This is a genomic window from Phenylobacterium sp., assembly GCF_025934275.1.
GTDB lineage: Bacteria > Pseudomonadota > Alphaproteobacteria > Caulobacterales > Caulobacteraceae > Phenylobacterium.
The window spans coordinates 1-9,887 of sequence record NZ_JAICYI010000085.1; the positions used below are offsets into that span (position 1 = coordinate 1).

General features: G+C 69.3%; 7 protein-coding genes and 1 pseudogene. 4 read left to right on the forward strand and 4 right to left on the reverse strand.

Going from position 1 to position 9,887, the window contains the following annotated elements; all coding sequences use genetic code 11:
- Positions 1 to 184: 184 nt before the first annotated feature.
- Positions 185 to 382: pseudogene (locus Q0W60_RS16545) on the reverse strand (cold-shock protein); the annotation flags it as partial.
- A gap of 188 nt (positions 383 to 570) precedes the next feature.
- Here Q0W60_RS16545 and Q0W60_RS16550 point away from each other — a divergent pair.
- On the forward strand, positions 571 to 1,158 hold the full coding sequence (locus tag Q0W60_RS16550) for a TIGR00730 family Rossman fold protein (RefSeq protein WP_297697194.1): 588 nt from the start codon (positions 571 to 573) through the stop codon (positions 1,156 to 1,158).
- A gap of 142 nt (positions 1,159 to 1,300) precedes the next feature.
- Here the strand turns inward: Q0W60_RS16550 and Q0W60_RS16555 are convergent, their stop codons facing one another.
- Genes Q0W60_RS16555 through Q0W60_RS16565 form a run of 3 tightly spaced genes read right to left on the reverse strand, consistent with a single transcriptional unit; the run spans position 1,301 to position 4,647 of the window.
- Entirely contained in the window at positions 1,301 to 2,362 is a 1,062-nt protein-coding gene (locus tag Q0W60_RS16555; RefSeq protein WP_297697188.1) for an amidohydrolase family protein, read from the reverse strand.
- 53 nt (positions 2,363 to 2,415) lie between these two features.
- Positions 2,416 to 4,278, reverse strand: a complete 1,863-nt coding sequence (locus tag Q0W60_RS16560) for an alkyl sulfatase dimerization domain-containing protein (RefSeq protein WP_297697189.1) — start codon at positions 4,276 to 4,278, stop codon at positions 2,416 to 2,418.
- A gap of 27 nt (positions 4,279 to 4,305) precedes the next feature.
- Complete coding sequence (locus Q0W60_RS16565; protein ID WP_297697190.1) at positions 4,306 to 4,647, reverse strand: DUF2061 domain-containing protein; 342 nt, start codon at positions 4,645 to 4,647, stop codon at positions 4,306 to 4,308.
- A 127-nt stretch (positions 4,648 to 4,774) separates the two neighbouring features.
- Here Q0W60_RS16565 and Q0W60_RS16570 point away from each other — a divergent pair, with 127 nt between their 5' ends.
- From Q0W60_RS16570 to Q0W60_RS16580, 3 genes are read left to right on the forward strand one after another with little or no spacing between them, the layout of a single operon-like run.
- Positions 4,775 to 7,153, forward strand: a complete 2,379-nt coding sequence (locus Q0W60_RS16570) for a TonB-dependent receptor (RefSeq protein WP_297697191.1) — start codon at positions 4,775 to 4,777, stop codon at positions 7,151 to 7,153.
- Between the two features lie 54 nt (positions 7,154 to 7,207).
- Positions 7,208 to 8,026 carry an SDR family NAD(P)-dependent oxidoreductase gene (locus Q0W60_RS16575; RefSeq protein ID WP_297697192.1) on the forward strand — a complete coding sequence of 273 codons (819 nt, stop codon included), beginning with the start codon at positions 7,208 to 7,210 and terminating at the stop codon, positions 8,024 to 8,026.
- 4 nt (positions 8,027 to 8,030) lie between these two features.
- Positions 8,031 to 9,647, forward strand: a complete 1,617-nt coding sequence (locus Q0W60_RS16580; protein ID WP_297697193.1) for a GMC family oxidoreductase — start codon at positions 8,031 to 8,033, stop codon at positions 9,645 to 9,647.
- Positions 9,648 to 9,887 lie beyond the last annotated feature (240 nt).

Genomic DNA, 9,887 nt, shown 5'->3' on the forward strand with positions numbered 1-9,887 from the left:
AGCCGAAGCCCTTGGTGGGGTTGAACCACTTCACCTTGCCGGCGCCGGTGCCGGCGATCTCGCCGCGCGGACGATCGCCCCCGCCGAAGCCGCCGCCGCGCGGACCGCGGTCGAAGCCGCCGCCGCCGCCGAAACCGCCGGCGCGGGGCGCCCGGGCGGGCGCCGCGCCATGGCCGGTGACCACAAGATTGCCCGCCGCCAGCTTGCCGCTGCGCCGGTCTTGCTCGAGTTCGTATTCGACCTGATCGCCCTCGTTCAGGCCGTTGAGGCCCGCCTGTTCGACCGCCGAGACGTGGACGAAGACATCCGCTCCGCCGTCATCCGGTTGAATGAAACCAAAGCCCTTAGCCGTGTTGAACCACTTGACAGTGCCGCTCGCCATTCGTGTGCCTAACCGAGATAGAAGTCCTGCGCCGCCCGTCGTTTGCGCGTCGCCCCGGCCATCAACGTGACGAGCCGTTCGGGCGTTGTAGCCGCGATAATTGCGTCAGGCCAGCCGAACGGTGACAGAACGCGACAATCAGCTTATCAGCCCAGGTTCTTTTCCCCGAGGTCAGGGTCGGCGGCTTGTTGCAAAGCATCTGTGTTTATTGTGGTTCTTCGCCCGGAACAGATCCCGCCTACTTGGCCGAAGCCAGGCGCGCGGGCCGCGTCATCGCCGAGCAGGGGCTCACCCTCGTCTATGGCGGCGGCCGGGTGGGATTGATGGGCGAGGTGGCGGACGCCGCTCTGGCCGCGGGCGGCCGGGTGGTGGGCGTCATGCCCGCCGACCTCGTCAGCCAGGAGATCGCCCACACAGGGCTTTCCGACCTCGTCGTCGTCAACTCGATGCACGAGCGGAAGTGGAAGATGGCCGAGCTCGGCGACGCCTTCCTGTCGCTGCCCGGCGGGCCGGGCACCATCGAGGAGTTCATCGAGCAGTGGACCTGGGCGCTCCTGGGCTTCCACGCCAAGCCCTGCGGATTGGTCAACGTGAACGGCTATTGGGATCTGTGGCGCGCGACCGTCCAGCAGATGGTCGACAAGGGCTTCGTCGCTCAACAGTACGGCGACATGCTGATCTACGAGCCGTCGCCGGAGGCGGTGATCGAGCGCTTCCGCGCCTACGTCCCTCCGCCGCCCAAGTGGGGCGTGGCCCCGGTCGAGCAGCGCTATTAGGCCTGGCCGGCCCCAGCCGATCCCGCAGCTTGACCGGATCCTGTTCTCGCAGGGCGCCCGATCCTGGCGAGACTGCTGTGAAACGCCAGTCGGGGCCCTTCACCCGCCCGAACACCCTGGTGAATGGGGGTCGCCACCCGCGTCAGGCGGCGGCCGCCATGTCGACCGACGGCTCCAGCCGATAGACCCGCGTCGCGGTGCCGGCGAACAGCGCCCGCCTCTCGTCCGGCGAAGCGCCCTTGGCCAGGCGCTTGAACGCGTTCCACAATGTTCGGTAGTCGCAGGCTCCCATGTCGACCGGGAAGTTGCTCTCGAACATGCAGCGGTCCGCGCCGAACGCCTCGATGCAGGTTTCGACATAGGGCCGCCATTCGCCGGCGAGCTGTTCGGAGGGCGCGCGCGGCTCGGCGAGGAAGGACGGGAAGTTGCAGAACGACATGGCCAGGCCGCCCAGCTTGACGGCCACGTTCGTAGTCTTCGCCAGCTCGCGGATGTTGTCCCGCCAGATCGGGAAGCGCTCCTCCAACCGACCCTGATAGCTCCCGCGCCCCAGCGGCGTGCCCACGTGGTCGAGCACGATCGTCGTCTCCGGGAATGCCCGCGCAAGGTCGACCACGTCGGGAAGCTGCGGCTCGAGGAGCCAAGCGTCGAACGAGAGACCAAGGCGCGAGAGGTGGCGGAAGCCCTTTCGGAATTGGTCCGAACGATAGAGGCCCGCCTCGACCCGGTTCAGCGGCCCGAGCACCGCCTTGTCCTCATCAAAGGACGCCGAGTTGCGGATGCCGCGGAAGCGGCCGCCGCCGGCCCGGACATGCGCCTCCAGCACCGGGACGACGCCATCCCCGAGCAGCAAGTCCGCCCGGCCCACGATCCCGGCGCAGGCGCGGGTTGGGCCATAGCCGCCGCTGGCGCTCATCGCGGCGACCCCGTTGACGAACTCGGTCTCGCCGACCGGACGCATCTCAACGGGGCCGTCGGCCTTGTAGAAAGCCCCGCACTCCACGAACACCGTGGCGACCACGTTGTGGCCGCTTCCCGTGTCGGCCAGCAACTCCTCGAGCAGATAGCGCCGGGCCGGGCGGATCGCGGTGACGAAGGGATGCTCGGTCGCGGGATCGGTGGGCGGCGCGTTGCGCCGGTCCCACAGGTGATGATGCGGGTCCACGATCGGCAGATCGGGGTCCAGGATCTGTTCGGCCGCCATGGCGCGCTCCCGTTGTCTTGATGGCGCACCCTAGCGGCGGGCCGCCATCGGCCTCAAGGCGCGACGATCTCGAACCAGAAGTCAAACCGGTCAAGGAGCGGCAGAAGCTGCGCCAGCTCAGCCGCGCCCGGTCCGGAGACCGCCCCCTCCGCCTGCGCGGCAGCGAGCGTCGTCTCGCCGATGACGAGGCCGATGAGGGTCGCACGCTTGAGCCGCGCCTCGGGACCGCCGCCCCCCGGCCGGTGGTGCAGGACGGCGTTCTCGACCCTCACGGCGAACTGCTCGCCGGTGTCTTCGAACAGCAGTGTGAAGGCCATTTCGGCCGCGCCCGCCGTCTCGCCGTTAAGGCGCACCGACAGCGCGTCGAGCAGTTGATCGGCCGGCAGCGCGCGCAGCTGGCCCGCCGCACCTTGCCGCGGCGCCGCAGAGGGCGGCCGCGGATTGCGCAGCTCCATGGCCCCGGTGAGATAGAAGGCGCGCCACGGCCCGGATTCGGCCTGGTAGCCCATCTGCTCCAGGGCGTCGGCCTCCAGTTCGCGCGCCGCCATGTTGTCCGGATCGGCGAACACCAGATGACTCGTCAGCTCCGCGACCCAGCGGTAGTCACCCGCCTCGTAGGCCGTCCGCGCCTTGGCCAGCAACGCCTCAGGGCCGCCCGCAAGGTCCACGTAGCGCCGCCCGGCCGCTTCCGGCGGATGCCTGTGCAGGTTGGCGGGATTGCCGTCGAACCATCCCAGATAGCGCTGGTAGACGGCCTTGGCGTTGTGGTTCAGCGTCCCGTAATAGCCGCGGGTGTGCCATTCGGCCTCGAGCGTGGGCGGCAGCCGCAGGCGCTCGCCGATCTCGGTGGCGTTCAACCCCTGGTTCGCCATTCGCAGCGTCTGGTCGTGCACGAACTTGTAGAGGTCGCGCTGCTTCTTCAGGAAACCGGCCACCTCGCCGGCGCCCCAGCGCGGCCAGTGATGGCTGGCGAACATCACCTGCGTCTCGGCCCCGAACAGCTCGAGCGCCTCATCGATGTAGAAGCTCCAGGCTTTGGCGTCGCGCACCTGGGCGCCCCTGGGCGTGTAGAGGTTGTGCAGGTGGCACGTGCAATTCTCGGCCATGCACAGCGCGCGTAGTTTCGGGAAGAAGAAGTTCATCTCCGCGGGCGCCTCGGTGTCGGGCGTCACCTGGAAGACGATTTCCACGCCGTCCAGCGTCAGGCGCGTGCCGGTCTCGCAGACGCTGATGGTTGGCGGGACCAGGCTCACCGATCCGGTCGAGACGGTCTTGCCGAGGCCCGCGTCCACGTGGCCCTTGCCGTCGCGCGGCAACAGGGCGCCGTACATGTAGGTCGCCCGGCGGCCCATGGCGTTGCCGACCAGCACGTTCTCGCTGACCGCGGCCTCCAGGAAGCCCTGGGGCGCCACGATCTGCAGCCCCGCGGCGATGTCATCCGGCGCGACAACCCCGCGGATGCCGCCGTAGTGGTCCACGTGGCTGTGGGTGTAGATCACCGCGGTCACCGGCTTGTCCCCGCGGTGCTCGCGCATCAGCTTCAGCGCCGCCGCCGCCGGCTCGGCCGAGATCAGCGGGTCGATGACCACGAAGCCCCTGTCGCCTTCGATGAAGGTGATGTTCGACAGGTCGAAGCCGCGGACCTGATAGACGCCCTCGGTCACCTTGAAGAGGCCGTGCAGCGCGTTGAGCTTCGCCTGGCGCCAGAGGCTGGGGTTCACCGTCTCGGGGCGCTCGTCCTCCAGGAAGGCGAACGGCGCCATCGACCAGGCGCCGGGGACCGCAGCGTCCGGAATTGTGGCGATGAAGCCGCGCCGCGCCAGTTCGAAGTCGTGGCCGTCGTCCGGCGGCAGGCGCTGCGTCGTCGCCGCATGGGCGGCGCGCGTCGCTTCCGTCGCGTCCTTGCGTTCGGACATGGGCGATGCTGTCGGCCGTCCGCGGCCTCATGGCAAGGCGGCGGGCGCCCAATCCGGGGAAGCGCGGCGCTCAGCCTGTGTCGGCGGCCCCTCGATGCGCGGCTCAACGACGGGAGGCGCGGCATGCTCCGAGGGAGGCGTGGCCCTGATCTTGTCGGCGCGGCCGAACGGCACCCGCGCCCACGCCTGCTCGTGGAAATAGTAGAGCATGATCTTGGTGAACGTTTCGACCGAGGCGATCGTGCCGGCGAACAGCAGCCGGCCAGTGACGAAATAGCTGATCACGAAGGTGTCGACGCTGCCCAGCATGCGCCAGGTCACGGCCTTGATTAACGACCGCGAATGGGCCTCCGGCGCGCGCAGGAACATGGCTTCTCCCTTCATGGAGCATCAGCGCCCCTTATTGCCAACACCGCCGTCAGCGGGCGCGCAAGTAATTCCCACGTGATCAATAGGTTTTCTGAAGCGCGCGGCGCCGCTAGGGTCGCCGTCCCCAATGTCCCGCGCTCTTCTGCTTGCCGCCGCCCTCGTCGCCGCACCGGAAATCGCTTGCGCCGCCGAGCCGCCGCAGGTCTCGGGCGTGGTCGTCGTCGCCCCCACGCCGCTCGAAGGCCGTGGGGTGGATCCACAGAAGCTGCCCGCGGTGGTGGAGGCCCTCGGCGCGGACGATTTCCTGCGCTCCGGCTCACGAGCCGTCACCGACGCCCTGGAACAGCACGTGGCGGGCGCGACACTCGCCGACACTCAGGGCAACGGCTTCGCCAAGGACTTCGAATTCCGCGGCTCCGACGCCTCGCCCGTGCAAGGCGAACCGCAGGGGATCGCGGTCTACATGGGTGGCGTGCGGCTGAACGAGGCGTTCGGCGATTCGGTGAATTGGGACCTCGTCCCGGAGGTTGCGATCGCGCAGGCCAGCCTCTTCACCAGCAATCCGGCCTTCGGGCTGAATGCGCTCGCCGGGGCGCTGAACCTGCGCATGAAGACCGGCTTCGACTTCGCGGGCGGTCAGGGGATGCTCGAGGGCGGCTCGTTCGGGCGGATCGACGGCAGCCTGGAGTACGGCGCACGCTCGGGGCCCTGGGGTCTCTATGTCGCCGCGGACGGCGCGCACGGGGACGGGTGGCGGCTGCATTCCCGCTCGGACATCGCGCGGCTCTACGCCGACCTGGGATGGAAGCGGGCGGCGAGCGAACTGCATCTGGTGGTTTCCAGCGCGTCGAACACCGTCGGCGTGGTCGGGCCGACCCCAATCGAGCTCTTGGCGCAGGATCGGAAGGCGGTGTTCACCTTCCCGCAGACCACCCGCAACAGCGACGCCCTGGCGGCGGTGAGCGGCCGCCACGACCTCAACGCCGACTGGTCGATTCAGGGGAACCTCTACGTCCGCAAATTCAACCAGCATCATCTCGACGGCAACGACGGCAATTTCGCCGAATGCGATGACCCGCGGCACGGCTTTCTGTGCGTCGATTCCGGTGACTTCCCCGAAGGGCTGCGCCCGGCGGGAGACTTCCAGGTGCTCGACGGGACCGGCGCGCCGATCCCGTGCCCGGGGGGCGCGTCCTGCGACCTGGCTCCCTACGGAACGCTCGACCGCACCCGCACGGACAGCCTCGGCTGGGGCGGCTCTCTGCAGGCGTCGAGCGACGGCAAGCTGTTCGGCCGTGGAAACGTCTTCGCGGCGGGCGCCAGCGCCGACTTCGCCCGTATCCGCTTCTCCGCCAACAGCGAGCTGGCGCTGATCCATCAGGACCTCTCGGTCTCGCCAGCCGCCGCCATTCCGGGCCAGGGCAAGACCATCCGGACGACTGGCAATGTCGCCTACAGCCCGGTCGAGCTGCGCGCGGCCACCGACTACCTCGGCCTATACGCGACCGACACCTTCGATCTGACCGGCCGGCTCTCGCTTACCCTGAGCGGCCGCTACAACCACGCCGGGCTGACGATGACCGACCTCGCCGGCGATGCGCCGGACCTCAACGGGACGCACCGTTTCGACCGCTTCAATCCCGCGGCGGGCCTGGCCTTCCGGCTGGCTCGGGGAATCTCGCTCTATGGCGGCTACGCCGAGGCGAACCGCGCCCCGACGCCGCTGGAGCTCGCATGCAGCAATCCGCTGGATCCATGCCTGATCGAGGGCGCGCTGGTCTCCGATCCACCGCTCAAGCAGGTGGTCGCGCACACCTGGGAGGCTGGGGTCCGCGGTCAGCGCCGGCTGAGGCAGGGGGGCTTCAAGTGGCGGCTCGGCGTGTTCCGCACAGACAACGACGACGACATCATCGCGCTGGCGAGCGCCATCCAGGGTCGCGGCTCGTTCGCCAACGTGCCGAAAACCCGCCGTGAAGGCTTCGAGGCAGAGGCGGAGGCGGCGTCGGGGCGCTGGTCGGGCTACGCCAGCTACAGCTATCTCAGGGCGACCTACCAGTTCACCGGCGAGCTTCCGTCGCCCAACAGTCCGTTCGCCGATGACATGGGCAATGTGCTGGTGACACCGGGCGATCGCATCGGCGGGACGCCCGCGCAGCGGTTCAAGGCGGGCGCTGACTTCGCCCTGTCGGCCTCGGCGACGGTGGGGGCGGACTTGCTGGCGGTCGGCCCGCAATTCCTTGTGGGCGACGAGGCGAACCGGGACGCGAAGCTCGCGTCCTACTGGGTCGCGAACCTGCATGGGTCCTGGCGGGTCGGCCCGCGCCTGGAGCTGTTCGGCCGTGTGGACAATCTGTTCGACCGCCGGTACGCGACGTTCGGCGCCTACTTTGAGACGAGCGCGGTTGCCAACCTCGATCCGTCGCCGCTCCCCGAGGACGCCAACCCGCGGACGGTGACGCCCGCGCCGCCCCGCTCGTTCGTGCTGGGTCTGAGGGCGCGCTGGTAGGCTTCTGGACGCGACTCCCCTGCCGCCGCATCCTGAGCCCGATCGGGAGGGCGCATGGCGGGACAGGGCAGGAGCGAACGGCCGCTGGCGCTGGTCACCGGCGCCTCGTCCGGAATCGGCGAGGCTTTCGCCCGCGCCTATGCGGCCCGCGGCCATGACCTGGCGCTGGTCGCTCGCCGGGCCGAGCGGCTGCAGGCGCTTTCCGCCGAGCTTTCCGCCGGCCACGGGATCGAGGCGTTCGCCGTTCCGACCGACCTGGCCGAATGGGAGGCGCACAAGCCGGTGCTCGAGGCGCTCGCCGCCCGCGGCCGCGAGGTGGACATCCTGGTCAACAACGCGGGTTTCGGCATCGCCCAGAGCTTCACCGGCGTGCCCTGGTCGCGGCAGCGGGACTTCCTGATGACCCTGGTGGTCAACGCCTGCGGCCTGGCCTACGGCGTGATCCCGCCTATGGTCCAGCGAGGGTCCGGCGCGATCGTCAACATCGCCTCGCTGGCGGGGTTCGCGCCGGGCGCAGCGGGCCACACCCTCTATCCCGGCGCCAAGAGCCTGATGATCAAGTTCTCGCAGGCCCTCGACGCCGAGTACCGGGCCAACGGGGTCAAGGTCACCGCCGTCTGCCCGGGCTTCACCCAGACCGAGTTCGCCCAGGCGGCCGGCACCCAGCAGATCATGGACGCTTCCTTCCGCCCATTCTTCCAGACGGCGGAGCAGGTGGCCGAGGCCGCGATCCGCGCCAACGCCCGTGGCCAGGTGGTGCTGATCCCGGGCTGGCACAACCAGATCGCCGCAGCCCTGCTGCAGCACTTGCCGCAAGCCCTGGTCGGGGCTGTGATCCGCCGCGGGGCGGCGAAGTACCATCTGGAGGACTGACGGTTTGGCCCACTTCGACGTGGTTATCATCGGGTCCGGCGCGGGCGGCGGCACGCTCGCGCAGCGGCTCGCGCCCACCGGAAAGTCCATTCTGATCCTGGAACGCGGCGAGCACCTGCCGCGGGAGGCGGCGAACTGGGATGCCCGCGCGGTGTTCATCCAGCACCGGTACCGCACCACCGAGAAGTGGCTCGACAAGGCCGGCAAGCCGTTCTCGCCCACCACGCACTACTGGGTGGGCGGCAACACCATCTTCTACGGCGCGGCGCTGATGCGCTTGCGCAAGCGCGACTTCGAGGAGGTGAATCATGCCGGCGGCATCTCGCCGGCCTGGCCGATCGACCTCGCCGACCTCGCCCCCTACTACGCCGAGGCCGAGCGCCTGTGGCGGGTGCACGGCGCCCGCGGCGTCGATCCGACCGAGGCCGGCGACGAGGAGCCCTACGCCTATCCTGCGGTGAGCCACGATCCCGGGATCGGACTTCTCAAGGCCCATTGGGAAGCGCAGGGCTGGCGGCCGTTCTCGTTGCCGCTCGGGGTCAACCTGGACGAGGCACGCCCGGTCACCTCCGCCTGCATCCGCTGCAAGACCTGCGGCGGCTATCCCTGCCTCCTGAAGGCCAAGTCCGACGCCCGCGCCATCGCGATCGAGCCGCTGCTGGGCCAGCCGAACGTCACCCTGCTGACCGGCCGCAAGGTGATCCGCCTGGAGACCGACCCTAAGGGTCGAAGCGTGACCGAGGTGGTCTGCGAGACCGAAGGCGGGGAGGAGCGCTGGACCGGCGACATCGTCGTGCTGGCGGCCGGCGCCGCCAACTCCGCCGCGGTGCTGCTGGCCTCGGCCAATTCGCAGCATCCGGATGGCCTCGCCAACGGCTCGGACCAGGTGGGGCGCAACTACATGTTCCACACGCTCACCGCCATGGTCTCGCTGACCCCGGCGCACGTGGAGGTGACCTTTCCCAAGACGCTCGCCGTCAACGACTTCTATTGGGGCGATCCGGACGGCGGCTACGACAAGCCGATGGGCCACATCCAGCTCCTGGAATACATGTCCGGCCAGACGCTGGAGGGCCAGGTCTCCGACTGGTGTCCGCCCGGCCTGGTGCCCGACGTCATCTCCGAGGCGCTGGCCGAGCGCATGCTCTCCATGCTGGTGATCTCGGAGGATCTGCCGCTGTCTCAGAACCGGGTGCGGCTCACGCCCGAGGGCGGCATTCAGCTCGACTACGCCTACAACAATCTGGAGGGCCACGAGCGGCTGGTCGGCAAGCTCAAGGCCTCGCTCGACGGCTTCGCCGACCACTCGCACCCCATCTCGCAGCACCACTTCCAGTTCGACAGTCTGCTGCCGGTCTACGGCACCGCGCACCAGGCGGGCACCGTCCGGTTCGGCTCGGACCCGGAGAGCTCGGTGCTCGACCCCTGGTGCAAGGCCCACGAGCTCGACAATCTCTATGTGGTCGACACCAGCTTCTTCCCCTCGATCGCCGCGGTGAACCCGACCTTGACGACCGTGGCCAACGCCATGCGCGTCGGCGATCACCTGAAGGCCAGGTTGCATGCCCGGGCGCCCCGCAGGCAGCCAACGGCGCCGGCGCCTTCATCGCAGGACGGCTAGGATTTCACCTGATAGGCAGCCCAGGGCGGCGCTGGCCGTATGTACCTGGTGCTGAATGCCGCCCTGCGCCGCGGCCGAGCGGCGCCGGATCGCGCCTCTGCCAAGCGTCGCTGAGCCTCGCGGCCTCTCGCCGCGCCGGGCGCGGATTACGCGGAATTATCTTTTTCAGTCTAGGCGAAGCAGGCAAAACCGTTTCGGCGCTGGGGGCGCCCCGAGGAGCCTGACGCGTGATCGCCCTAG